The organism is Corynebacterium sp. 1103A (assembly GCF_055700955.1).
In genome coordinates this window covers 1-23,514 of record NZ_JASTTF010000010.1, presented here as the reverse complement: position 1 = coordinate 23,514, position 23,514 = coordinate 1, and the positions used below count along the sequence as shown (strand labels likewise).

22 protein-coding genes, 2 pseudogenes and 1 other annotated feature are annotated in these 23,514 nt (G+C 62.7%); of the genes and pseudogenes, 14 read left to right on the top strand and 10 right to left on the bottom strand.

Going from position 1 to position 23,514, the window contains the following annotated elements:
* Positions 1-36 precede the first annotated feature (36 nt).
* The gene (locus QQS52_RS08100) at positions 37-906 is read left to right on the top strand and encodes an HhH-GPD family protein (protein ID WP_472773385.1); all 870 of its coding nucleotides are present in this window, start codon (positions 37-39) and stop codon (positions 904-906) included.
* On the opposite strand, the gene QQS52_RS08095 is transcribed toward QQS52_RS08100, so the two are convergent.
* From QQS52_RS08095 to QQS52_RS08085, 3 genes are all read right to left on the bottom strand, one after another.
* Entirely contained in the window at positions 903-2,156 is a 1,254-nt protein-coding gene (locus tag QQS52_RS08095) for a threonine/serine exporter family protein (RefSeq protein ID WP_472773436.1), read from the bottom strand. The genes QQS52_RS08100 and QQS52_RS08095 overlap by 4 nt on opposite strands.
* Before the next feature lie 34 nt (positions 2,157-2,190).
* Positions 2,191-2,361 carry a DUF4236 domain-containing protein gene (locus QQS52_RS08090; protein WP_472773384.1) on the bottom strand — a complete coding sequence of 57 codons (171 nt, stop codon included), beginning with the start codon at positions 2,359-2,361 and terminating at the stop codon, positions 2,191-2,193.
* 92 nt (positions 2,362-2,453) lie between these two features.
* Positions 2,454-5,141 (bottom strand): ATP-dependent Clp protease ATP-binding subunit, encoded by a 2,688-nt coding sequence (locus tag QQS52_RS08085; RefSeq protein ID WP_472773383.1) that lies wholly within the window; start codon positions 5,139-5,141, stop codon positions 2,454-2,456.
* Between the two features lie 209 nt (positions 5,142-5,350).
* Here QQS52_RS08085 and QQS52_RS08080 point away from each other — a divergent pair, with 209 nt between their 5' ends.
* Both QQS52_RS08080 and crtI read left to right on the top strand, forming a co-directional pair.
* Complete coding sequence (locus tag QQS52_RS08080) at positions 5,351-6,202, top strand: phytoene/squalene synthase family protein (protein ID WP_472773382.1); 852 nt, start codon at positions 5,351-5,353, stop codon at positions 6,200-6,202.
* Positions 6,199-7,680: a phytoene desaturase family protein gene (gene crtI / locus QQS52_RS08075; RefSeq protein WP_472773381.1), complete on the top strand. Its 1,482-nt coding sequence runs from the start codon at positions 6,199-6,201 to the stop codon at positions 7,678-7,680. Before QQS52_RS08080 ends, crtI begins: the two co-directional genes overlap by 4 nt.
* On the opposite strand, the gene QQS52_RS08070 is transcribed toward crtI, so the two are convergent.
* Positions 7,677-9,092, bottom strand: a complete 1,416-nt coding sequence (locus tag QQS52_RS08070) for an MDR family MFS transporter (protein ID WP_472773380.1) — start codon at positions 9,090-9,092, stop codon at positions 7,677-7,679. The genes crtI and QQS52_RS08070 overlap by 4 nt on opposite strands.
* A gap of 83 nt (positions 9,093-9,175) precedes the next feature.
* Positions 9,176-10,747 carry a lysine--tRNA ligase gene (lysS, locus tag QQS52_RS08065; RefSeq protein WP_472773379.1) on the bottom strand — a complete coding sequence of 524 codons (1,572 nt, stop codon included), beginning with the start codon at positions 10,745-10,747 and terminating at the stop codon, positions 9,176-9,178.
* Between the two features lie 162 nt (positions 10,748-10,909).
* Between lysS and QQS52_RS08060 the strand changes: the two genes are divergently transcribed.
* From QQS52_RS08060 to QQS52_RS08035, 6 genes are all read left to right on the top strand, one after another.
* On the top strand, positions 10,910-12,979 hold the full coding sequence (locus QQS52_RS08060; RefSeq protein WP_472773378.1) for a PhoX family protein: 2,070 nt from the start codon (positions 10,910-10,912) through the stop codon (positions 12,977-12,979).
* Positions 12,980-12,996: 17 nt separating this feature from the next.
* On the top strand, positions 12,997-13,998 hold the full coding sequence (locus tag QQS52_RS08055; protein ID WP_472773377.1) for a FecCD family ABC transporter permease: 1,002 nt from the start codon (positions 12,997-12,999) through the stop codon (positions 13,996-13,998).
* Positions 13,995-14,954, top strand: a complete 960-nt coding sequence (locus QQS52_RS08050; protein ID WP_472773376.1) for a FecCD family ABC transporter permease — start codon at positions 13,995-13,997, stop codon at positions 14,952-14,954. Before QQS52_RS08055 ends, QQS52_RS08050 begins: the two co-directional genes overlap by 4 nt.
* Positions 14,954-15,727, top strand: a complete 774-nt coding sequence (locus QQS52_RS08045; protein WP_472773375.1) for an ABC transporter ATP-binding protein — start codon at positions 14,954-14,956, stop codon at positions 15,725-15,727. Before QQS52_RS08050 ends, QQS52_RS08045 begins: the two co-directional genes overlap by 1 nt.
* 46 nt (positions 15,728-15,773) lie before the next feature.
* Positions 15,774-16,811: a Fe2+-enterobactin ABC transporter substrate-binding protein gene (gene fepB / locus QQS52_RS08040; RefSeq protein WP_472773374.1), complete on the top strand. Its 1,038-nt coding sequence runs from the start codon at positions 15,774-15,776 to the stop codon at positions 16,809-16,811.
* A 645-nt stretch (positions 16,812-17,456) separates the two neighbouring features.
* Complete coding sequence (locus tag QQS52_RS08035) at positions 17,457-17,867, top strand: HNH endonuclease signature motif containing protein (protein WP_472773373.1); 411 nt, start codon at positions 17,457-17,459, stop codon at positions 17,865-17,867.
* 169 nt (positions 17,868-18,036) lie between these two features.
* Here QQS52_RS08035 and QQS52_RS08030 read toward each other — a convergent pair.
* The 3 genes and pseudogenes from QQS52_RS08030 to QQS52_RS08020 all read right to left on the bottom strand — a co-directional run.
* Positions 18,037-18,363: pseudogene (locus tag QQS52_RS08030) on the bottom strand (transposase); the annotation flags it as partial.
* Positions 18,364-18,782: 419 nt separating this feature from the next.
* Positions 18,783-20,038 (bottom strand): IS3 family transposase gene (locus QQS52_RS08025; protein ID WP_472773372.1). Its coding sequence is split into 2 segments (ribosomal slippage): positions 18,783-19,711 and positions 19,711-20,038, totalling 1,257 coding nucleotides; the frame shifts between segments, so codons are not numbered across the junction.
* Positions 20,039-20,101: 63 nt separating this feature from the next.
* Positions 20,102-20,302 (bottom strand): annotated as a pseudogene (locus QQS52_RS08020) (DDE-type integrase/transposase/recombinase); the annotation flags it as partial.
* A 53-nt stretch (positions 20,303-20,355) separates the two neighbouring features.
* Here QQS52_RS08020 and QQS52_RS08015 point away from each other — a divergent pair.
* From QQS52_RS08015 to QQS52_RS08005, 3 genes are all read left to right on the top strand, one after another.
* The gene (locus QQS52_RS08015) at positions 20,356-20,667 is read left to right on the top strand and encodes a transposase (RefSeq protein WP_472773371.1); all 312 of its coding nucleotides are present in this window, start codon (positions 20,356-20,358) and stop codon (positions 20,665-20,667) included.
* Positions 20,628-20,756 (top strand) — a sequence feature (AL1L pseudoknot). (Overlaps the previous gene by 40 nt.)
* A complete protein-coding gene (locus QQS52_RS08010; RefSeq protein WP_472773370.1) occupies positions 20,664-21,053 on the top strand; it encodes an IS3 family transposase in 390 nt (129 codons plus the stop codon). Its footprint overlaps the feature before it by 93 nt. The genes QQS52_RS08015 and QQS52_RS08010 overlap by 4 nt, the downstream gene beginning before the upstream one ends.
* Complete coding sequence (locus QQS52_RS08005) at positions 21,023-21,571, top strand: IS3 family transposase (RefSeq protein ID WP_472773369.1); 549 nt, start codon at positions 21,023-21,025, stop codon at positions 21,569-21,571. The genes QQS52_RS08010 and QQS52_RS08005 overlap by 31 nt, the downstream gene beginning before the upstream one ends.
* A gap of 321 nt (positions 21,572-21,892) precedes the next feature.
* Here the strand turns inward: QQS52_RS08005 and QQS52_RS08000 are convergent, their stop codons facing one another.
* Together QQS52_RS08000 and QQS52_RS07995 are read right to left on the bottom strand one after the other, a co-directional pair.
* Positions 21,893-22,066: a hypothetical protein gene (locus QQS52_RS08000; protein WP_472773368.1), complete on the bottom strand. Its 174-nt coding sequence runs from the start codon at positions 22,064-22,066 to the stop codon at positions 21,893-21,895.
* Positions 22,067-22,097: 31 nt separating this feature from the next.
* Positions 22,098-22,670: a hypothetical protein gene (locus QQS52_RS07995; protein ID WP_472773367.1), complete on the bottom strand. Its 573-nt coding sequence runs from the start codon at positions 22,668-22,670 to the stop codon at positions 22,098-22,100.
* A gap of 84 nt (positions 22,671-22,754) precedes the next feature.
* On the opposite strand from QQS52_RS07995, the gene QQS52_RS07990 reads away from it, so the two are divergent.
* Both QQS52_RS07990 and QQS52_RS07985 read left to right on the top strand, forming a co-directional pair.
* Positions 22,755-23,063: a transposase gene (locus QQS52_RS07990; RefSeq protein WP_472773366.1), complete on the top strand. Its 309-nt coding sequence runs from the start codon at positions 22,755-22,757 to the stop codon at positions 23,061-23,063.
* A 54-nt stretch (positions 23,064-23,117) separates the two neighbouring features.
* Positions 23,118-23,471 carry an IS3 family transposase gene (locus tag QQS52_RS07985; protein ID WP_472773365.1) on the top strand — a complete coding sequence of 118 codons (354 nt, stop codon included), beginning with the start codon at positions 23,118-23,120 and terminating at the stop codon, positions 23,469-23,471.
* The last annotated feature ends 43 nt before the right edge of the window (positions 23,472-23,514 follow it).

Sequence of the window (23,514 nt, the reverse complement as noted above, 5' to 3'; positions counted from 1 at the left end):
TCCTGCGCGCGGCGCCTACTAGACTCCTGCACAGATATGGATACTGGTGCTTTGCTCGATTGGTTCGCCCACGCCCGCCGGCCCCTGCCCTGGCGGGCGACGTCGACGACCGCGTGGGGCGTGTTGGTCAGCGAGGTCATGAGCCAGCAGACCCCCGTGGCCCGAGTCGCGCCGGTCTGGCAGGAGTGGATGCGCCGCTGGCCCACCCCTACCGACTTCGCCGCCGCCAGCCGGGACGAGGTCCTGCGCGCCTGGGGCAAGCTGGGCTACCCGCGCCGCGCGCTGCGCCTGTGGGAGTGCGCGCAGGTGGTTCGCGACGACTTTGCCGGCGAGGTCCCCGACGACGTCGACGACCTACTGGGCCTTCCGGGAATCGGCGACTACACCGCCCGCGCGGTAGCCTGCTTCCACTACGGCCACAACGTCCCGGTGGTAGACACCAACGTCCGTCGCGTGGTTGAGCGCGCCGAGAACGGCAATTTCCTAGCCCCCAACCCGTCGAAGAGGGAGCTGGACCAAGTCGCCGAGCTCCTGCCGAAAGATAATGGCCCCACCGTCTCCGTGGCCTTGATGGAACTAGGCGCGCTAGTCTGCCGCGCCAAGTCCCCGGACTGCCCCGCCTGCCCGTTAAAAGCTACCTGCGCCTGGCAGGCGGCCGGCTGCCCCAGCCCCAGCGCGGAGGAGCTGAGCAAGGCCAAGAAGCGGGTCCAGAAATTCGCCGGCACCGACCGGCAGGTGCGCGGCAAAATCATGGACGTACTGCGCGCTGCCGACGCCCCCGTCCCCCAGGCCGACATCGACGTCGTCTGGCCGGACGCCCCGCAGCGCGCCCGGGCGCTGGCCTCGCTTTTGGCCGACGGGCTCGCAGAACAAGACGAGCTAGGCCTGTTCCACCTGCCGCGCTAGGCCCGGACGGAAAAGTCGATCAGCCGGGTCAGCGCCCAGTCCGGGTCCGTGAATAGCCGGGCCAAGACCAGGCCGGCCCCGATGGAGGCGACCACCATCATGCTGGTGGCCAGGTTGGCCAGGGCCTGCTCCATCTGCCCCTCGTTGAGGTAGTAGACCACCCGGAACATGGTCACCCCGGGGATCATGATGACCGCGGCTGGCACCGTCGTGGTAATCCGCGGCAGCCGCGCTTTCCGGGAGGCCAGCGCACCCAGCAGGCCGATGACCAGCCCGCCGCAAAACGCCGCGAAATACCCCGTGGTCTCCAGGTGCAGCAGGAAAAGCCGCGCCGCATTCGCCACGGTGCCCACCACCGCGGCTACCAGAATCATCCGGCGGGAGGAATTAAACAAGAAGGCGAAGCCAGCGATGCCGAAAAAGCTGGCCAAAACAGCCATGGTGTACCAGGTGGCATCGGTAGCCGGCACCGGCGGGGCCGGGTTCAGGTCAGTAAGCCAGCTGACCATGGCCACGGTGAAGGTGGCGGCGAAAATAACGGTGAAAGCATAAGCCAAGCGCACCATACCGGCGTCGAAGTCGAAGCGCGCGATATCAATCAGCGCGGAGAACAACGGAAAGCCCGGGATCAAAAAGAGCACCGCCGCCACGTAGCCGGAGGAAAAATCGCCTGGGTCGGCCAGTCCCAAGGCGCCGACGAACTCGGTAACAAGGAAGAAGACCAAGCTGGCCGTCGCCCCGCCGGCGACGATGCCGCCAATCTGGTGGACGTGGTTGCTCAGCACGAAATGGCGCACGAATTGGCCGCTGAAAGCGGCCAAGGCGACGATCCCTACCGCGGCCAAGGGAAAGAAATTCAGCAGCGCAAAAGCCGCGCACGCCACGGCCGCGGCGGCGGAAAGCACCCACCCGTTCCAGCGCTTGCGCACGTTGTGCTCGATCTGGTCGAGCTTTTCGGATAGCTCCTCGGCCGTAATCCCGAAATGCAGGTGGTGCCGGGTCAGGTCCTCGATGGCCTCAATCCGGGAGGCATCCACCGCCGGCGAGTGCTGCCGGGAAATGACCGTGCGGAAAATCTCGCCCCGGTGGAAGGTACAGGTGATCTGCGTGAGCCCGACCGTGGCATCCAGCCGGTCGAAGCCGAGCGCCCGCGCCGCGCGCTTCATCCCGCGCAGCACACGGTAGCCCGACGTGCCCGCCCCCATGAGCAACATTCCCAGGCGCAAGACCACGTCGGCCTCGACGCCCATGCGGCGGTGCTTTTCGTACGGCGGCGGGGTCACTTTAGCGCCAGCGTCCCCGCCAGTTGAACCCGCCCGGCAGGTTCACCCAGAACCCGCCGCGGGAGTTGAACGTCACCGGGCCAATCTTGGTCGAGGCCGAGGCCCCGCGGCCGGAGAAGTTGATCCAGCTGTTCTTGCCGGTCTTCTTGCGTGAACGGTATTGCAATCCCATGCCAGTGATTCTAACTCACTTCAAGGAAGCGATATGAAGGCACGAAAAAAGCAGCCTCCCGCAGGAGGCTGCTTTCTCACTTCAGTGACTGATTACATCGGCTGGCCGGCTCCGGCAGGGCCGTCCTCGTCGCCGTAGTCCTCGGAGACCTCTGGGGTCTCCGGCAGGGTATCCGCGGTGATCTGCTCCGGCTCCTCGTTCTCGCGGACCTCGTCCTCGTCCAGCTCCTGCTCGAAGGTGCCCTCCGGCAGCGGCTTCGGGCGCGGGCTGAAGGTGAATGTGGCCTGGGAGTTGTCCTTGGACTCGCCGTCCCAGTTCTCCACGTCGACGCTGATGATTTCGCCAGCCCCGATCTCGCCGAAGAGGATCTTCTCCGAGAGCTGATCCTCGATCTCGCGCTGGATGGTGCGGCGCAGCGGGCGCGCACCCAACACCGGGTCGAAACCCCGCTTGGCCAGCAGGCGCTTGGCCTTCTCGGTCAGCTCGATGTCCATGTCGCGCTCCTGCAGGGACTTGGACACGCGACCGATGAGCAGGTCGACCATTTCCATGATCTGCTCTTCGTTGAGCTGGTGGAAGACCACGACCTCGTCGATACGGTTCAAAAACTCCGGGCGGAAGTGCTTCTTCAGCTCGTCGTTAACCTTGGTCTTCATCCGCTCGTACTGCGCGTCTTGATCCGAGGCGGCGTCGGCGGTAAAGCCCAGGCCCACGGCCTTGGAGATGTCCTGGGTGCCCAAGTTCGAGGTGAAGATCAGCACGGTGTTCTTGAAGTCCACCACGCGGCCCTGGCCGTCGGTCAGGCGGCCGTCCTCGAGAACCTGCAGCAAGGTGTTGTAAATCTCCTTGTGGGCCTTCTCGATCTCGTCGAAGAGAACGACGCTGAACGGCTTACGGCGGACTTTCTCCGTGAGCTGGCCGCCCTCCTCGTAGCCGACGTACCCCGGAGGGGCACCGAACAGACGGGAGGCGGTGAAGCGGTCGTGGAACTCACTCATGTCGATCTGGATGAGGTCATCGTCCGAACCGAAGAGGAAGTTAGCCAGCGACTTCGACAGCTCCGTCTTGCCCACGCCTGACGGGCCGGCGAAGATGAAGGAACCGGAAGGCCGGCGCGGGTCCTTCAGGCCCGCGCGGGTGCGGCGGATGGCACGGGAGACGGCCTTGACGGCCTCGTCCTGGCCGATGATCCGCTTGTGAAGCTCCTCTTCCATGTGTAGCAGCCGCGAGGACTCCTTCTCCGTGAGCTTGAGGACCGGGATGCCGGTCCAGTGCGCCAGCACCTCGGCGATCTGGTCCTCGTCGACCTCGGCGATGTCCTCCAGCTCGCCGTTGCGCCACTGCTTTTCCTTCTCGGCGCGCTCCTCGCCCAGCTGGCGCTCCTTGTCGCGCAGGCCGGCGGCCTTCTCGAAGTCCTGGGCGTCGATGGCCGCTTCCTTCTCCTGGCGGACCTCGGCGATCCGGTCGTCGACCTCGCGGACGGAATCCGGAGCGGTCATGCGCTTGATACGCATGCGGGCACCAGCCTCGTCCAGCAGATCCACCGCCTTATCCGGCAGGAAGCGGTCGTTGATGTAGCGATCCGACAGGGATGCGGCAGCCTTCAGGGCGTCGTCGGTGTAGGAAACGCGGTGGTGCGCCTCGTACTTGTCGCGCAGGCCCTTCAGAATCTTGATGGTGTCGTCCAGGGAGGGCTCTTCCACCTTCACCGACTGGAAACGGCGCTCCAGCGCCGCATCCTTCTCGATGTGCTTGCGGTACTCCTCCAGCGTGGTCGCACCGATGGTCTGCAGCTCGCCGCGGGCCAGCTTCGGCTTGAGCAGCGAGGCGGCATCGATAGCGCCCTCGGCGGCGCCGGCGCCGACCAGAGTGTGAATCTCATCGATGAACAGGATGATGTCACCGCGCTGGTTGATCTCCTTGAGCACCTTCTTCAGGCGCTCCTCGAAGTCGCCGCGGTAGCGGGAACCGGCGATCAGCGAACCCAGGTCCAGGGAGTAGACCTGCTTGTCCTTCAGGGTCTCCGGGACCTTGCCGTTGACAATGTCCAGGGCCAGGCCCTCGACGACGGCGGTTTTACCAACGCCGGGCTCACCGATGAGCACCGGGTTGTTCTTGGTGCGACGCGAAAGCACCTGCATGATGCGCTCGACCTCGGACTCGCGGCCCACGACCGGATCCAGCTTGCCGTCCTTGGCAGCCTGGGTCAGGTTGCGGCCGAACTGGTCCAGCACCAGGGAGTTGGAGCGTTCCCCGGAGCTACCCTGGGAACCGCGCCCGCCGGCACCAGCGCCCACGGGGCCGCCGCCCTTGTTGCTGTTGTCGTTTTCCTGGTTGTTGCCCTCGTAACCGGACAGCAGCTGGATAACCTGCTGACGCACGCGCGGCAGATCCGCGCCCAGCTTGGTCAGCACCTGCGCGGCGACGCCGTCGCCTTCGCGGATAAGGCCCAGCAGCAGAAACTCAGTACCGATGTACTTGTGTCCCATCTGCAGCCCCTCACGCAGGGACAGCTCCAGGACCTTCTTCGCGCGCGGGGTAAACGGGATGTGCCCGGTGTGCGGCTGGGTGCCCTGGCCGATGATCTCCTCGACCTCGCGACGCACGTCCTCCAGGGAAATCCCCATGGACTCCAGCGCCTTGGCGGCTACGCCTTCACCCTCGTGGATAAGGCCCAAAAGGATGTGCTCGGTGCCGATATAGTTGTGGTTGAGCATGCGTGCCTCTTCCTGCGCCAAGACAATGACGCGGCGGGCACGGTCAGTAAACCTTTCGAACATCTGCTATCTACCCCTTGTGGTTTCTCCTAAATTCTCTATCCACTCTAACGCGCTTTCCACAGCCTCCATTCTCACTTTTCACAACACCGTCTCAATTTACGCCCTTCACACAGGTCAAAGGGCTGTACGCCGGTAGCGAACAGCGGAATTTAGCGGGGTGGATTAGCCCGCACTAGACTTTAGGGAAAAGCCCAACTCTGAAAGGCGTAGTGAACATCTCCCACCGCTCGGCGCTCCAGCACTACCACGCCGCTGCCAGCCAATCCGCGGGCCGCATTATCAGCTACTACTCCACCAGTTTCTCGTGGAGTACCCGGCTCTTTACCGCCCAGATCCGGCGCGATATCCAGGCCCTCTACGCGGTGGTGCGCATTGCTGACGAGATCGTCGACGGCGCAGCGGCGGAGGCGCACAGCCCGGACATCCGCGCCCTGCTAGACGGCTACGAGGAACAGGTCGTCCACGCTGCCGATGCCACCTTCCACACCGACCCCGTCCTCCACGCGTGGGCGCACACGCAACGCCGCTGCCAGATCAGCGAGGACCACCTCCGCGCCTTCTTTGCCTCCATGCGTAGGGACCTCGACCCCGCCCCGCATGACGCGGCGAGCCTGCAAAGCTATATCCACGGCTCGGCGGAGGTCATCGGCCTGATATGCCTGGACATCTTCCTGGTCGGCCATAACCCCAGCGAAAAAGACAAAGCCACCTTGGCCGACGGGGCACAGTCCTTGGGTTCGGCGTTCCAGAAGGTCAACTTCCTCCGGGATCTGGCCGAGGACACCGACTGGCTGGGGCGGGACTACCTCCGGCAACTGGACGCGGACACCAAGCGGCAGTGGTGCGCGGAGATCCGCACCGAGCTCGCCCGCGCGCGCCGCGCCGCCTTGCTCTTGCCGCCCGGCGCGCGGAGAGGAGTTCTCGCCGCGACGGGGCTGTTCGCGGAGCTGAACGAGCGCATCGAAAGCGCGAGCGTCGACGAGCTGCGCTCGCGCCGGATCCGCGTGCCCGCGCCCCGCAAGGCCCAGATCCTGGCCGCTAGCCTCTGGAGGAAAGCATGAGCAACTGCCTTGTTATCGGCGCCGGCGTGGCCGGCCTGGCCACCGCCTGCCTCCTGCAAGACGCAGGCTTTCAGGTGACCGTAGTCGACCGCCTCGCGGAGCCGGGCGGCCGGGCAGGAAGATTCGCCGACTCCGGCTTCCAGTGGGATACCGGACCGTCCTGGTACCTGATGCCCGAGGCCTTCGACCGTTTCTTCGACCGACTGGGCTACCGAACCAGCGACTTCTTCGAGCTCACCAAGCTTAGCCCCGTCTACCGGCTTTTCAACGAAGCCGGCCGCGCTGCCGACATCGATGACTCCGTGGTCGAATTTTTCGACCAACGCTCGCCTGGGCAGGGCGGGCGCCTTAACGACTACCTGGCCACCGCCAGCGACACCTACCAGGTGGCGCTCAAGCACTTCCTCTACACCACGTTCAGTAACCCGCTCGATCTGACGCACCCCGATATCCTGCGCCGCCTGCCGCGCCTGGCCGCACTTCTTGGCCAATCCTTGGAAAGCTACGTCGGCTCGCGCTTTACCGATCCCCTGCTGCGCCAGGTGCTGACCTACCCGGCGGTATTCCTGTCCACCGAGCCGGCCGCCGCCCCGGCGCTGTACTCCCTGATGGGCCACGCCGATCTCACCCAGGGCGTGCGCTACCCGCAGGGCGGTTTCGCCGCGATCATCGACGCACTCCTGGCCATCGCCACCAAACTCGGCGTGCGCTTCCAGTGGGAGACCGAGGCCACCGCCATCGTCACGCACGGCACGCACGCAACAACCGTCACCACGAACCGCGGCACGCTGCCGGCGGACCTGGTGGTCTCCGCCGCCGACCTCCACCACACGGAGACCCACCTGGTGCCCGCCCACCAACGGACCTTTTCCGATAGGTTCTTCGCCCGCCGCGACCCGGGGCTTTCGACCGTGCTCGTTCTGGCCGGCGTGCGCGGGCAGCTCCCCGAACTGGCCCACCACAACCTGCTGTTCAGCCGCGACTGGGACCCGGACTTCGACTCCGTCTTCCGAGAAGGTGGCGCATCGAATTCCATCTACGTCTGCAAGACCTCGGCCAGCGATGCTTCCGTGGCCCCGGAAGGGTGCGAAAACCTCTTCATCTTGGTGCCCACCGCCGCCGATGCCGCCCTCGGCCATGGCAGCGCCTACGGGGAGGAATCGGCGAAGGTAGCCGGAATCGCTAGCCGGGCCCTCCAGCAGCTGGCCGAGTGGGCGGAGATCCCGGATCTGCACGGCCGCCTCCTGACCCAGCACACCATCGGCCCCGCCGACTTTGTCAGCCGCTACCATTCGCTCTCCGCCGGGGCTATCGGTCCCGCACACACCTTGTTCCAGTCGGCCTTCTTTCGGGGGCGCACGAAGTCCAAAAAGATTGACAACCTGTTTTATGCCGGGGCCACGACCATTCCCGGAGTGGGGGTACCGATGTGCCTCATTTCTGCCGAAAATGTCCTTAGCGCCGTCAGACTGCTTTAAGCCTTCGCCCCGCGCACTGGCTTAAGCAGAGGGGCCAAGGCCACCACGGCGAGGGAAACCACGCCAGCGAAAAGGAACGCCCAGGAAGCCCCCTGGGACGTAGCGGCTGCCACGTCCAGCCCGGCGTCTTGGCCGGCTTGGGTGCCGCGGGTCAGAAAGACCACCAGGAAGGCCGTGCCCGTGGCGCCGGCCAGCTGCTGCAGCGTGTTCATGATGGCCGACCCATGCCCGTAGTACTCGTTGGGCAGGGAGGCCAGCGCGGTGGTCATCAGCGGAGTCATCATCATACCCATGCCCACGGCGAAGAGCACGTGCATGCCCACCACCATCCAGATCTTACTGTCTTGGCCCAGAAGGGTCATCAGCCAGACGCCGGCGGCGAACATGATGGATCCGGGGATGAGCAGCGGGCGCGGCCCGCGGGCATCGAAAATGCGCCCGACGAACGGAGAAATCACGCCCTGCAGCAGTCCGCCCGGCATGACCACCAGGCCGGTGACCAGGGCGGACACCCCCAGCGCGGACTGCAGGTAGATGGGCAGGACCGTGACCGAGCCCAGCATCAGGCCGAAGGACAACAGCATCACGGCCACGGCCAGGGTGTAGTTTCGCACCTTGAACGGGCTAAAATCCAGCAGCGCGCGGTTCTCGCGGGCCAGGCGGTTTTGCCGTCGCACGAAGACCACCAGCGCGACGACGCCCACGATCCCGACTATAAGCGGCAGAGTGGCAGCGCCCTCCACGGCTTTTTCCATGGAGGACAGCGCGTAGACCAAGCCGCCGAAGGCCAGGGCGGAAAGGATAACGGAGGGCACGTCCAACGGGGTGTCACGGTGGTCACCCACGTTGGCCAGCAGCTTGATACCCGCGGCCAGGACCAGCACCAGCAGCGGTACCATGCACCAGAAGATGAAGTGCCAGCTGGAGGTGTTCAGGATGGCGCCGCCGACCGTGGGGCCAAGCGCGGGCGCCACCGCGATGACCACGGAGATGACCCCCATGACGGTGCCGCGGCGCTGCGGCGGGACCAGGGTCATCGCGACCGTCATCAGCGTCGGCAGGATGAGCGCCGTGCCCGCGGCTTGGATGACGCGCCCGAGCAACAGGATGGCGAAGACGGGCGCGAGCGCGGCCACGACGGTGCCGACTAGGAAGAGCCCGGTGGCGATTCCGAAGATCTGCCGGGTGGTCAGCCTCTCCAGCAGGAAGCCGGTGGTCGGGATGACCACGCCCATGGTCAGCATGAAGCCCGTGGTCAGCCACTGAGCGGAAGTAGCCGGGATGGAAAAGTCCGCCATGATGGACGGCAGGGCGACGGATAGGGATGTCTCGTTCAGAATCATGATGGTGGCGGCGAGCACCAATACCACCAGGTTGTTGACAACTTCCCGGCTCAATGCGGCATCTTTCACCTGAGGCCCCCCTTAGAAAAAGCTAAAATAAAAACGCAGACCAGAGATTTTAGCCGCATTTCACTGCTCTGCGCAAAAGGCCTTTAGCTTTGCTCAGGCTTGACGATGGGGAACAAAACCGTCTCGCGAATGCCCAGGCCGGTCAGGGCCATCAGCAGGCGGTCGATGCCCATGCCGGTGCCGGCTGTCGGCGGCATGCCCTGCTCCATCGCAGCGAGGAAGTCCTCATCCAGAACCATGGCCTCCTCGTCGCCGCCGGCGGCCAGCCGGGCCTGATCCTCGAAGCGCTCGCGCTGGATGACCGGGTCGATGAGTTCGGAGTAACCGGTGGCCAGCTCGAAGCCGCGCACGTAGAGGTCCCATTTTTCGGTGACCCCGGGCTGGGAGCGGTGCGAACGGGTCAGCGGGGAGGTCTCCACAGGGAAGTTCTTGACGAAGATCGGGCCCTCGAGCTGGTCCTCGCAGAGCACCTCCCAGATTTCCTCCACCAGCTTGCCGTGGCCCCAGCCGGTGCCGACCTCGAGGCCGATAACGTCGGCGATACCCTTGAGCTCTTCCACGGAGGAGTCGATGGTTACCTCCGGCTGGCCCGGGAACTTCCGCGCCAGCGCCTCGTTCAGCGAGGGGTACATCTCAATCTCCGGCCATTCCTCGCCACCGAAGTCGTACTCGGTGCCGTCTGCCAGGGTGACCTTCTGCGAGCCGAAGACCTCCTGGGCCACCGCCTGGATGGACTCCCGGGTGGTGCGGGCGCAGTCGTTGTAGTCGCCCCAGGCCGCGTAGGTCTCGAGCATGGCGAACTCCGGCGAGTGGGACTTGTCGATACCCTCGTTGCGGAAGTTGCGGTTAATCTCGAAGACGCGATCAATGCCGCCGACCACGGCGCGCTTCAGGAACAGCTCGGGCGCAATGCGCAGGTAAAGGTCGATGTCCAGCGCGTTGGAGTGGGTCACGAACGGGCGTGCCGCCGCGCCCCCGTGCAGGGTCTGCAGCATCGGGGTCTCGATCTCGTTGAAGCCCTGGGACTCCAGGTAGTTGCGCAGGGCACGGACGACCTTGATGCGGATCATGGCGTTGTCGCGCGCCTCCTTGCGCACGATGAGGTCATTGTAGCGCTGGCGCACGCGGGTGTCCTCGGCCATGTCGGCGAAGGAGACCGGCAGCGGGCGCAGGGACTTCGAGGCCATGGTCCACTCGGTGGCCATCACGGACAGCTCGCCGCGACGGGAAGAGATAACCCGGCCGGTCACGGAGATGAAGTCGCCCAGATCGACGTCCTGCTTCCAGGCGTCGAGGCGCTCCTTGCCCACCTCGGCCTGGGAGAGCATGGCCTGTACCTGGGTGCCATCGCCGTCCTGCAGCGTGGCAAAGCACAGCTTGCCGGTGTTGCGCATAAAGATAAGGCGCCCGGCGATGGAGACTACGTCCTCGGTCTCCTCCCCTACCGCCAGGTAGGTCACGCCTTCTTCCGAACCGGCGGCCTCGTCCTCAGCCAGCACGCGGTACTTGGCACGCAAGTCGGCCAGGGAGGTGGTTCGGGCTACCGACACCGGGTAAGCCTCGGTGCCGTCAGCGAGCAGGCGGGCGCGCTTATCGCGGCGGATCCGTAGCTGCTCCGGGATGTCTGGGGTCTCATTCTTCTTTTGCTCGCTCACGCCCAACAGGATACCGCATGCCATCAGCCGCGGTGTTAACCCGCACTTCATGAAAACGTCGTCCACTAGCAACGTGAACCTCACTCCTTAGTTACCTCACTGAACTAAGTTCTAGGCGCAACTTTCCATGACTCTCTGTAATCGAATTTGGAGCATTCACCCATGGCACTAAAGGGCCGCAACCTTCTCAGTTCCTTGTTCACCTCCTCCCGTTCCAGCCTGACCTGCACCTACAAGTGCGGCAACGCCTGCTTCGGCGAGGCGGACAACCCCACCACCAACCCGTACTTCGGCGATCAGTTCAGCCGCCGCACCGCGCTGCGCGCCGGCGGCCTGGGTGTTGTCGCCGTCGGCGGCAGCGCCGCCCTGTCAGCGTGCTCGGCCCCAGAAGATAACGCCGGCGGCGTTTCTTCTACTACCACCACGGAGGCTGAGGTGGAGCTGACCTCCGCCGAAGGCATGAAATTTGAGCCGGTCGAGCCCAACACCAAGGACGAGGTCGTCGTACCAGAGGGCTACCAGCAGTCCGTGCTCATCGCCTGGGGCGATCCGGTCATCGAGGGCGCGCCGGAATTCGACGTCCACAACCAGACCTCCCAGGACGCGGAGAAGCAGTTCGGCTTCAACAATGACTTCGCCGGCCTGGTGGACCACCCCAACGACCCGGAGCGTTTGGTCTACGTCTGCAACCACGAATACACCACCGAGCCGCAGATGTTCCCCGACTACGACGCCGAGAACCCCACCGAAGAGCACGCGAAGATCGGCTGGGCCAACCACGGCCTGACCGTGCTGGAGGTCTCCAAGGCCGAAGGCGGCAACCTGAAGCGCGAGTTCGGCCCGCTCAACCGCCGCATCACCCTGACCACGCCCTTCCGCCTGACCGGCCCGGCGGCTGGGTCTAAGTACGTAAAGACGGACAAGGATCCGGAGGGCACCACCATCTCCGGCACCATGGCCAACTGCTCAGGTGGCGTTACCCCGTGGGGCACCATCCTGTCCGGCGAGGAGAACTTCGACGCCTACTTCGCCAACGCCAAGGTCGACGACGAGCGCGCGCAGAAGTCCCTGGATCGCTTCGGCTTCGAGGACGAGCCCTCCCAGCGCAAGTGGGAGCGCTTCGACGACCGCTTCGATATCTCCAAGACCCCGAACGAGCCGAACCGCTTTGGCTACGTCATCGAGCTGGACCCGCTCGACCCGCAGTCGACCCCCATCAAGCACTCCGCCCTAGGCCGCTTCAAGCACGAGGCCGCCAACGTGCACGTGACCAAAGACGGCACGGTGGTCACCTACTCCGGCGACGACGCCCGCTTCGAGTACATCTACAAGTTCGTCTCCTCCCGCAAGATTAAGGAAGGCGACACCCGCCACAACATGACCATCCTGGACAACGGCACCCTCTACGTCGCCGAGCTAAAGGGCAACTCTCCGGAGGAGGAGATCGACGGTTCCGGCGTCCTGCCTGAGGACGGCAAGTTCGACGGCACCGGCGTGTGGAACAAACTGTTGACCGTGGACGGCGACAAGGCCGAGTCCCACGTGGACGGCTTCAGCGCTGAAGAGGTCGCCATCTTCACCCGCGAGGCCGCCGACAAAGTGGGCGCGACCAAGATGGACCGCCCGGAGGACGTGGACATCCACCCGCAGACCGGGAAGGTCTACGCCGCCCTGACCAACAACTCCTACCGCGGCGCCACCGGCGAGGACGCGGAGAAGAATCAGGAGGACCCGAAGGAATGGGCCCCGGTTAAGGAGAACAAGAACGGCATGGTCATGGAGGTCTCCGACGACCACGCCGGGGAAAAGTTCACCTGGAACCTCTTCCTGGTCTGTGGCGATCCTGCCACCGCGGACTCCTACTTCGGCGGCTTCGACAAGGAGAAGGTCTCCCCGATTTCCTGCCCGGACAACCTGGCCTTCGACTCCCACGGCAACCTGTGGATTTCCACCGACGGCAACGCCCTGGAGTCCAACGACGGCCTGTACGCGGTCACCACGGAAGGCGAGACCCGCGGCGAGCTCAAGTGCTTCCTCACCGTCCCGACCGGGGCGGAGACCTGCGGGCCCATCGTCACCGACGAGCGCGTCATGGTCAACGTGCAGCACCCGGGCGAGGACGACGAGGCCGCCTTCGACGAGCCCTCCTCCCACTGGCCGGACGGTGGAAACTCCACCCCGCGCCCGGCTGTCGTCGTCGTGTGGAAGGATAACGGCAACATCGGCGTATAGGGTATACTAACCTAACTGTGTTCAGATTTAGGTTAGTCGCACCCTTGAGCCTAGCGCTCGTGGTCGCCCTGTGTCTGGCAAGTCTTTTTGTCGGCGCGCGGGCGACCACTTTTGCGCAAGTGTGGGAGGCTATCCCGGGTGGTGTCCGCTACGCTATCGACCCCGGCACGCCCGCGGACGAATTCGAGATGCTCCTGGGCATCCAGCGGCTCCCGCGTACCTTGCTTGCCCTTACCGCGGGCACCTGCCTCGGCGCCGCAGGCGCGCTCACCCAGGCCTTTACCCGCAACCCGCTGGCCGATCCCGGCATCCTGGGCGTAACCGCCGGGGCGGCCGCGGCGGTGGCACTGGCCGTGTCGACCGGCGTGACGGATTCCCTCGTCTGGCCCGCCATCCTGGGCGCGGTCCTGGTCACCAGCCTGCTTTTCGCACTAAATTCCCGCGGTAGCCCCCTGACCTTCGTGCTCGCCGGTATGGCCCTATCCGCCGTCCTCATGGCGCTGGTCAACGCCCTAGTCCTCACGAACGATGAGGTGCTCGACGCCATCCGGCAGTGGGCCACCGGCTCCGTCGCTGGCCGCGACTTCGGCACAGTGGAGGTCACTGCGCCCATCGGCATCGTCAGCCTGGTTGCGGCCATCCTGCTTTCCCCGCTGGTCAACCTGGTGCTGCTCGGCGATGCCACCGCGCAGTCCCTGGGCGTCCCCGTCTCGGCGGTCCAAGCCGGGGGCGTCATCGTCATCGCCGGCCTAACCGGCGCGGCCGTGGCGGCGGCCGGCCCAGTGGCGTTCATCGGCCTAGCCGCCCCGCACATCACCCGTCGGCTAGCCGGCGTGGACTACCGCTTTATTGTCCCCCTGTCCGGACTCGTGGGCGGCGTCTGCGCCCTGGTGGCCGACATCCTGGGCCGCCTGCTCGCCCGCCCCGGGGAGCTGCCCATGGGCATTGTCCTCGCACTGCTGGGCGTCCCGATCTTCATTCTCTTGGTGCGCGGCAACAAGATTGGGGGCAACCTATGATCCGCTGGTTGATCCTCATTATCCTGGCCGCCCTCGGTGTGGTCGTCTCCGTCATGCAGGGCGACTTAGCGCTTTCCTTCTCGGACGTGCTAGCAGTCCTCACCGGCGGCGGCTCGGCCGCCCACCGCGCGGTCATCCTGGAATTCCGGCTCGGGCGCGCCGTCGTTGCCCTGGTGGTCGGCGCAGCGCTGGCCTACTCCGGCGCGCTCACCCAGTCCGTCGCCCGCAACGGGCTTGCCAGCCCGGATATCCTGGGGGTGACCAACGGGGCATCGCTAGCCGCGGTAGTCGCCATCGTCTTTGGCTGGGGCATGACGCCGGTAGCCGCCATCCTCGGCGCGGCTCTCACCGCCGTGGCCATGGTATTTCTGGCCGGCCGGGGGCGCAGCATGGTGCAGATCGTGCTGGTCGGCGTGGGCCTGTCGATGTTTTTGTCCTCGCTGACCACCTGGCTTCTGGCCTACGCGCAGCTGGATCGCGCGGCCAGCGCCCGCATGTGGATGGCCGGCTCCCTCAACGGGCGGGACTGGCACCACGCGTGGGCTCCCCTGGCCGCAGTTATCATTGCCGTCGCGATCGCGGGTTGGCTTACTTTCCAGCTGGCCGCGCTGAGCCTCGGCGATGCCACCGCCCATATCCTGGGGCACAACGTCCGCCTAGCCCAGCTCATCCAGCTGCTGGTAGCAGTCGTGCTAGCCGCCGTCGCCGTCGCGGCCGCGGGCCCGATCGGCTTTTTGGCTTTCGTGAGCCCGCACGTGGCGCGAATGGTCTCCCGCGCCCCCACCCCGCCGCTGCTTTTCTCCGCGGCGGTGGGTTCTACCGCGCTGCTGTGGGCGGACATCGTCGCCCGCGTAGTGTTGCCGTGGCCGCTGCCGGTGGGCGTGATAACCGCCTTCCTGGGCGCACCCCTGCTGTTTATCTTGGTCCTGCGCACGAGAGCAAAGGAAACTGTGTGATGGATATCTTTTCTTTGGCCAACGCCAGCGTCGGTTACGGGAACAAACCCGTGATCACGGACCTGAACCTGCGCCTGCCAGAAGGCGGCATCACCTGCCTCATCGGCCCGAACGGCTGCGGCAAATCCACCCTGCTCAAGTCCCTGTGCGGGCTCTTGCCGCACAGCGGAAAGCTGGAGTTTTATGACCGCGATCTGGGCAGCTGGAACCGACGGGAGCGCGCCCGGTACCTGAGTATGCTGCCGCAATCCCCCGTGGCGCCGGAGGGACTGACGGTCGGTCAGCTGGTCGCGCGCGGGAGGCACCCCTACCAAACGTGGTACCAGCGCTGGTCCGCCGGCGACGACGCCGTCTACACCGACGCAGTGACCACCACCGGACTGAGCGAACTCACGGACCGGCCCCTCCACCAGCTCTCCGGCGGGCAGCGGCAACGCGCCTGGATTGCCATGACCATCGCGCAGGATACCCCCGTGATGCTGCTCGACGAGCCCACCACGTACCTCGACCTGGCCACGTCCGTCGACGTCCTGCGGTTGATCCGGCAGCTAGTCGACGCCCGCGGCAGCACCGCCATCATGGTTCTCCACGATCTGAATCTGGCGGCCCGTTGGTCCGATCGCCTGATTCTGCTCGGCTCGGACGGAAAGTTGGCTGCCCAAGGAACCCCGGCCGAGGTGCTCACCGAGGACCTTTTGGCCGAAGTTTTCGGCCTCGACGCGGTGATTGCTACTGACCCCGTAAGTGGGGGACCCTTGGTCGTACCGAAATAGGATAGGCTAACCTTCAAGGAAATAGTCCACTACCTAGGAGGTACCCTTGACCGTCGCACGACGCATCCTCGCCCTGTCCGCCACCGCCGCCCTCTCGCTCGGCCTCGTCGCCTGCAGCGACAACACAGAGAACACAGGGAACGCAGAGAACTCGGAGGCTGGTTCCTCCAGCGCTGCGGACAGCGCCTTCCCGCGAACCATCAAAACGCAGGACAAGGACCGCCAGGACACCGATCTCACCATCGACTCCCAGCCCAAGAAGATCGTCTCCGCCTCCGTCACCCTGACCGGCGCCCTACTCTCCCTCGACGCTCCCGTCGTCGCCTCGGCCGGCGGCAACCCGGACGCCCCGATGTTCGCCGACGGCACCGGCTTCGGACTGGCCTGGGACGAGGTCGCCCAGCAGAAGGGTATCGACTCCATCTACACCATCGGCTCCGCCTCTGCCGAGGCCGTCTTGGCCCAAGATCCAGACTTGGTGGTCATGTCTAACGTCGGCAATGACTCCGGCGCCGAAATCTACGACCAACTCAAGGACATCGTCCCGGTCCAGGTCATCGACTACTCCGACCAGTCCTGGCAGGACACTACCCGGGAGGTCGCCGAGGCCGCCGGGCTGGAAGACAAGGCCGATGAGGTCATCGGGGACTACGACGCCGCCGCGGAGAAGACCAAGGGCAACCTGGACATCGAGCAGCCCGTCAACATCGTTTCCCCCACCAAGGACGGCATGAACTTCTTCACCGAAGAATCCGCCCAGGGCCAGATCTTCAGCGACCTAGGAATTGAGGTGGCCACCCCGGACCAGGATCTCGTCGGCACTTCCGCACAGGGCTCCAAGCGCGGCGACGTCAAGGCCGTAAACACTGAGAATCTCCCGCTCGCCCTGGACGGCAAGAGCACCTTCGTTCTCAACCTGGGCGGCAAGCCGGCCGATGAGAAGGTCCGCAAGGATCCCCAGCTGGCCGACACCGAGTCCGTCCGAAACAACCACGTTTACCCGCTGGACGGCGAGTTCTTCCGGATTGACGCCTTCTCCGCGAAGGACCTAGTGGATCACCTGCAGGAAGAATTCGGAAAATAATTCGTATATTTCTTCGAAAAGGGTAGCGCAATGTCGGACAGTTGCATATCGTGTGAGTTAGTTAGAACAGATTAGCTAACTAACCATCGGGGGAATAATGCAGCCCTACTACACCGTCAACACTCCCTACTGTCCGACCGCTACCGCCTGCACCACCTACCGCCGCAACTACTATCACCTCTGGCAAGACCTCCGCTCTGCTCGCGGCGAAGATGACGAGCTCGCCATCAAACGCTTAGCCCTAAAAACCAGCTTCTCTTTCGGGCGCGCCCGGGATTATTGCGAGAGTCTGGACCGGCTCGACACCTTGCCAGAATTGAAACAACTAGTCGAAACCCTTCACCACATCGAATTCAAGCAACTCACCCTCATTGATTCCGTCCTCAACAAGCTAGCCACCGCCCCGTCCCCGGACTCGCTCGCGCGGATCGACGCCGGAATTATCAGCTACCTCACCCCAACCCAGCCCGCCCAGGCCCTGCCCTCCCACGAGAACCTCTGCCGGAAGCTCAACCGTCTCGCCCAGCGGAACTGGAACTTACCCAACCCTCCCACGAGCCGCCCCCACCGCACTATTCCGCCGGGCCCGTCGGCGCCAACCGAGGCGAGATCGTCGCGGAATACGACGCGGAAACCACCGCCGCCATGGACGCGGCCATCCGGAAGGTCGCCAAGAACAACAACGTCAGCCCGGCCAAAGCGCTGGCCGGCCTCGTCCTGGGCAAGTGCGGCTTGCCGCGCGTCGTCCTCAACATGTTCATGACCCAAGACCTCCCGGACAGCGGCGGGTTCATCGACGGATACGGCTGGGTCGACGCGGACACCGCCAACCGCATGGCCGAAAAACCCGACCACCGGCGCGACATAGCGGCCGCGGCCGAGAAGCGCAGCCCGAACTACCAGCCCCCGGAGGATATCAAGGCCTTCCTCAACGGCCGGGACGGTTGCTGCCGGTATCCGGACTGCAGCATCCCCGCCATCAGATGCCAGAAAGACCATTGCAAGGACTTCCGCGACGGCGGGGCCACCGCCGCGAGCAAGCTAACCGTCATCTGAAAGATCTGCGTGAAGCCGGTCTTATCTAGTTGAAAGTGGAACATGCCCTAAGTAATATACGGTTCCCCTGCCGTTAGGCAGTTAGATAGAATCTCACGTGAAGAAAACCTCCCTAGTTTCTTGTGGGGTTACCCGCAAATCGTGGACACGTTGTTAAGCTGCTTAGGGGTTAAGCAGCGGCCTTCTTATTACCATTTTGATCAGCGAGCTGGGCTTCGAAATCGACGGGGCTTACCATCCCGATGGACGAGTGGCGACGGCGCCAGTTGTAGACAATCTCAATCCAGCGAGCCACCGCCTTCCGGGCTTCGTCACGGGTTCGCCATTTCTTCCGATCGTAAAATTCGGTCTTCAATGTCGACCAGAACGACTCGGCCATCGCATTGTCAAAGCAGACACCGGTACGGCCGACCGATTGTGCAATCCCTAGTTCTTGACAGACCTGCCACAGTTGTTCGCTGGTGAACTGGCTACCACGATCGGCGTGGAAGACCACGGGCCTGACCCCGGAAAGTGGGCACGTCGGGGGTTAGGCCCGATTGTCTCGGATTGATGTTATGAAGCTCAATATGCATCCAGCAAATAGGAAACCGCTAATCTGCAAGTGAGTAGCCCAATTCCCACCGCCGCCTGAAGCAACAAGAAAAATAGTAAACGTTATAGCAGCTAGGCAATGGACGGTAAGACGACTATGTGCACGCAGCCCCTGATTCTTTGGCCATACATTTCCAAGGAACCAGCTCACTACTGTAAGAATAAGATAGAAAACTATTCCAACTAGTATTCCAGGAACTATATAGAGCATGGTTTCCCTTCTTCAGCGGGGAGTTTAGACTCTAGTCAGCAAAGAATATATTTCTAAAGCTGTCTTGTGAACCCGGGCCCGAACCCCGGAAAGTGGACACGGGGATTTAATCAAGATGCGATAGTAAGTGTAGCTGATTCGGCGGCTTCAAAGGCGTTCGGCGAGCGGTAGCCACACCACGAGTGCAGCCGTTGGGTGTTGTACCGGATGCACCACTGGAACACATCCCGGTGGCACACCAGCTGACTGGCGAAAACAGGCTCGTCCTTCAGGATTTCCCGCTTCAACGAGGCGTTGAACGACTCCGCCAACGAGTTGTCCGCGCTCGTCCCGATCGTACCCATCGACTGGGTGACACCGAACCGCTCACATAACCTCCGGTACTGCTCAGAGGTATAAACACTGCCGTGATCCGAGTGAAAAATCGCCCCATTCAGGCTACCTCGGACCCCGTGAGCCATCATGAGGGCTTCTTCGACCAACTCGGTGCGCATGTGGTCGGCGATCGCGACACCGGTCAACTGCCGCGAATAGCAGTCGATAACGGTGGCCAGGTACATATTCGACCCGTCCGCGATCGGCAGGTACGTGATATCGCCGACGTAGACCGTGTTCGGCTTGGCTGCGGTGAACCGGCGTTTCAACAGGTCCGGGAACTTCGGAACCCGTTTCGCAGACACGGTGGTTTTCACCCGGCGTTTTTTCGTGTAGCCGAACAGACCCATCTGCCGCATCAACCTGGCAGCGTGCTTGTGATTGACCCGCTGCACAGCAACGCCGCCGGCAAAGGTGCCGTCGCTGGAGTTGATGGTCGCAGTCACACGTTTCGCCCCGTAACAGCCATTCTCGGCCGTGAACACGGCCGTGATCTGAGCTCCCAGCACCGCATCGGCGACGAGGCGTCGCCGGCGGGCAGGAGCAGCAAATTTCCATGTGTAATACGAGGACCGGTTGATCTTCAGGACCTCACATAACCGCTTGACCTCGTAGAAGCCTCGGTGGTCATCAACGAACTGAAAGCGGTTCACGAGTTCGTCTCTTCCGCGAAATATTTAGCCGCCTTGCGCAGGATTTCTCGTTCCTCGCGGAGTGTGGCGTTTTCGCGTTCCAACACGCGGATGCGCTCGGTATCGGAGAGTCCTTCAGCCAGGGTGCGTGCGCTGTTGGCGGCGGCGACAGGGCTGGCGACTTTCTCGCCGTTGGCGTTGGTTTTGGTGCCGGTGCCGAAGGCGTCGAGCCAGGTGCGCAGAAAGTTGCGGTTGACTCCGAGATCGGAGGCGATCGCGTTGATCGTTGCTCCGGGAGTCGACTCGTACAACGAGACTGCGTCACGCTTGAACTGCTCGGTGTAGGTCTTGCGTGGCATGGTGGAAAGATACCTCACTTCCCCAGCGACATGCTGGTTTCAGCGTGTCCACCACCAAGGGGTCAGGTCCGTGCGCATGGAATCTGATAACGCCCACCCAACGATCCGTCGAGAGTAGACGTCGGTGACAAACGCGGCGTACACAAAGCCTTTCTTCGTGCGCACATACGTAATGTCAGCCACCCACAGTTTGTTTGGGCCCTGGGCTTTGAATTCACGCTCAACCAAGTCCGGGCGCAGATCAGGCACGTTAGGCTTAGCGGTTGGTTCGCCCCGGGTTTAATGGAGGGTAGGAAATTGGAAAAGGAAACTCTCACATGCCCGTCAAATACACCCCGGAGCTCAAACAGCGCGCCATAGAACTCGTGCTCCACGCCCAGTCAGATTCCGTCACCGCCCGCGGCGCGTTCACCCGCATCGCCGCAGAGCTCGGCGTGAGTAAGGAAACGCTGCGCGTCTGGGTCCGCAAGCACAAGGAAACCGGGGCCGGCACACCGGCCGAGTCGGTCGACCTGGAAGCAGAAAACCGCAGGCTGCGGGCCGAACTCGCGGAAGCCAAACGCGCCAACGATATCCTCAAAAGGGCCTCGGCTTTTTTCGCGGCGGAGCTCGACCGCCCACAGAAATGATCGTCACATTCATCGACGACAACCGTGCCCAGTTCGGGGTCGAGCCCATCATCCGCGTCCTAGCTACCACCAGCGCGAAGATTGCCCTGAGCACCTATTACGCCCACAAATCCAGACCGCCGTCGGCCCGGTCTCTTCGGGACACGCAAATCACCCGCGCGCTGCGCCGCATCTTCACCGACAACTATTCCTGTTACGGTGCCCGCAAGTTGTGGGCGGAGATCAACCGCGAAGGAAGCTTCGGGCACGTCGCCCGCTGCACCGTCGAACGCCTCATGGCTGCCGCCGGGCTGGTGGGGATCCGGCGACGGAAGAAAAACCGTCGACGCGCAGCGCGGACGCCGAGCAGTGCCCGGTGGACCTGGTCGACCGGGACTTCTACGTGACCGCGCCGAATATGTTGTGGGTCGCCGACATCACCTACATTCCCACCCGGGCTGGGTGGGTGTACGCGGCGTTCGTGCTGGACGCCTACTCACGTGAGATCGTCGGCTGGCAGGTGACGAACCACATGCGGGCTTCGCTGGCCCGCGACGCCTTGGATATGGCCTTATCGGCGCGTCTTCGTGCTGGTGAGGACGTCTCCGGGCTGATCCATCACTCGGATCGCGGAGTGCAGTATCGCTCCATTACCTACGGCGAGGCATTGGCCGAGTCGAAGGTCGTGGCCTCGGTCGGATCCCGGGGTGACTCCTATGACAATGCGATGGCCGAGGCTCTTAATTCAGTGTTTAAGGCCGAGTTGATTGACCGGCGGACCTGGCCGGCGCTGACCGATGTGATCGTGGAGACCTCGAAGTGGATCGGGTGGTACAACAACCGCCGGCTGCACTCCGCGCTGGGGCATCGCCCACCGCGGGAGGTTCATCAAGAATGGCAGATGCTTCAAGCCCGCGCGGCCTGACCGACAAGTAAATCACCCTCTACAAAACCCGGGGCTTGACACATCGCCCTCCGATATGCGCCTGCAGCAAAGATATTAGAACCTAGAGAACAAGTTCACAGAGAAAACGCAAGTCAGCAATAAAATGGACGCGCGCGCTGCATCGCATTCGTTACCTGACAGAATCTGTAGGATTTGCCCTGTTAAGTCTGGCTATGTGGCCGTTATAATGCCGGCGGTGAACGCAAGAATTAGCAGGGTTGAGTATGAGCCGTATTGGCCCCTCATTGCAATATTCCATACTGCCTTCACTATTACCCTTTAAAAATACAAATTGTTTGACTATTTTTCTCGATCAGTGAAGAACGGATATAGCCAATAGATTACGGCAGCAGAAGCTAAAGAAACGATGACAGTAATAGCAATACCTTGCTTCGAGTCAATTCCTTCAAACATAATTCCAGCAATCGACAATACAGCCATAAAGGCTATCAAAGCTGTGAAATAACGCGTCATAATAGTCCTTTCAGAGAGTTAAATATAGAGTTTATGGATTAAGGCTACATATTTTTACTGTACATCGGTGATACGCGCCTTTGAGATTAACCTGGACAGATGAAAATCCAGCTGCATGAAGGGCTTCGACTGTTTCTTGACAAGTTACAGGCAAAACGCATTCTTTCATTACTCCAGTTTTTCCGTCAGATTGGCGCTTAATTTGCGTTGTTACTGCCACTATTCCATGTGGATATTGGAGGGAAGACATACTCATCGTATGCGGTTCTTCGCCTAGCTTCAAACTCATAGGGCTGGGCTGCACAGGGGCGCGATTTATCTCGGAGGCGAATAGCTCCACCGCAACAATTCCTCCACGGGTCATCATTCTGCGAACTTTCTTTAGCGACTCGATGAGCTCGCCCAAGCTTGATATGTACTGTAATGATCCGTAGGTTACGAAAATCAAATCTATATTCGTGATGGCTTCTGCTGTAAAAGCTTTCTCGACAGTGCCCGAGAAAAAGTTGGCATCGATTTCAGTGAATGGCTGGGAGAATTTTTCGTCTGGTTCGATGGCAAACAGTTCGGCATTCGGGAATCTACCAGCAACTTGGGTGAGCACCCGCCCAGTACCGGCTGAGGTTACCCTCGAGTAGTGGACACCCTATTAGTACGGCTCTTGTGTCCGTCAGAGAGGATGTTCATTATGAGTCAAACACGCCGTAAGTACACCCCGGAGTATCGGGCTGAGGCGGCCAGGTTGGTCATTGAGACTGGTCGGCCGATTGCTCACGTTGCTAAAGAAATCGGAGTCGGCGCCGGTTTACTGGGCAGGTGGGTCAAAAACGAGCGCGAACGCCAGGGAGATGCCGATGGAATGAGCGAGTCTGATCTGCGTGCTGAGAACGCCAGGCTGCGCCGTGAGTTGGCTGAGGCTCGGATAGATAACGAGTTCTTGCCAAAAGCAACAGCCTTCTTCGCTGCGAAGCAACGACGGCAGAGCGATTCGAATTAATGCGGCAGGAGAAGGCAAATTACAGCATCAAGCCGCACGGCCAGGCTTTTGAAGGTGTCTCGTTCCGGCTACTACAAATGGGCCCAGGCACAGCACAAACGCGATTGTGGCAAGGATAGACGCCAGAACTACTTGGATGCCCTAGATAGGCAGATCAAGAAGATTTGGGATGAATCAGATGAAGTCTATGGCTCACCACGGATCACCGTGGCGCTAGCCGATGACGGGTTTATCGTTGACCGTAAGACTGTTGCCAAAAGGATGCGGCTGATGGGTGTTGAAGGAATCTCGCCCCGGAGGTTCGCGCCTGTGACCACTATCCAGCCTGAGCACGGGTCGAACCTTCCTGACCTGGTTAAGCGCCTGTTTGATGCTGGGGTTGCGTCCGCTAGCGTGGTGTATCTGTAGCCCGCGGTTGGCCTTGTGCCGGTGCACAATGAGGCGACCATCG

What these genes read in the sequence shown, in the direction of transcription:
- QQS52_RS08060 (WP_472773378.1), top strand. Translation starts at nt 10,910, where the DNA reads ATGGCACTAAAGGGCCGCAACCTTCTCAGTTCCTTGTTCACCTCCTCC.
- QQS52_RS08045 (WP_472773375.1), top strand. Translation starts at nt 14,954, where the DNA reads ATGGATATCTTTTCTTTGGCCAACGCCAGCGTCGGTTACGGGAACAAA.
- QQS52_RS08085 (WP_472773383.1), bottom strand. Translation starts at nt 5,141, where the DNA reads ATGTTCGAAAGGTTTACTGACCGTGCCCGCCGCGTCATTGTCTTGGCG.
- QQS52_RS08035 (WP_472773373.1), top strand. Translation starts at nt 17,457, where the DNA reads ATGGACGCGGCCATCCGGAAGGTCGCCAAGAACAACAACGTCAGCCCG.
- QQS52_RS07990 (WP_472773366.1), top strand. Translation starts at nt 22,755, where the DNA reads ATGAGTCAAACACGCCGTAAGTACACCCCGGAGTATCGGGCTGAGGCG.
- QQS52_RS08015 (WP_472773371.1), top strand. Translation starts at nt 20,356, where the DNA reads ATGCCCGTCAAATACACCCCGGAGCTCAAACAGCGCGCCATAGAACTC.
- QQS52_RS08095 (WP_472773436.1), bottom strand. Translation starts at nt 2,156, where the DNA reads ATGGGCGTCGAGGCCGACGTGGTCTTGCGCCTGGGAATGTTGCTCATG.
- QQS52_RS08050 (WP_472773376.1), top strand. Translation starts at nt 13,995, where the DNA reads ATGATCCGCTGGTTGATCCTCATTATCCTGGCCGCCCTCGGTGTGGTC.
- QQS52_RS08090 (WP_472773384.1), bottom strand. Translation starts at nt 2,361, where the DNA reads ATGGGATTGCAATACCGTTCACGCAAGAAGACCGGCAAGAACAGCTGG.
- QQS52_RS08010 (WP_472773370.1), top strand. Translation starts at nt 20,664, where the DNA reads ATGATCGTCACATTCATCGACGACAACCGTGCCCAGTTCGGGGTCGAG.
- crtI (WP_472773381.1), top strand. Translation starts at nt 6,199, where the DNA reads ATGAGCAACTGCCTTGTTATCGGCGCCGGCGTGGCCGGCCTGGCCACC.
- QQS52_RS08000 (WP_472773368.1), bottom strand. Translation starts at nt 22,066, where the DNA reads ATGACGCGTTATTTCACAGCTTTGATAGCCTTTATGGCTGTATTGTCG.
- QQS52_RS08100 (WP_472773385.1), top strand. Translation starts at nt 37, where the DNA reads ATGGATACTGGTGCTTTGCTCGATTGGTTCGCCCACGCCCGCCGGCCC.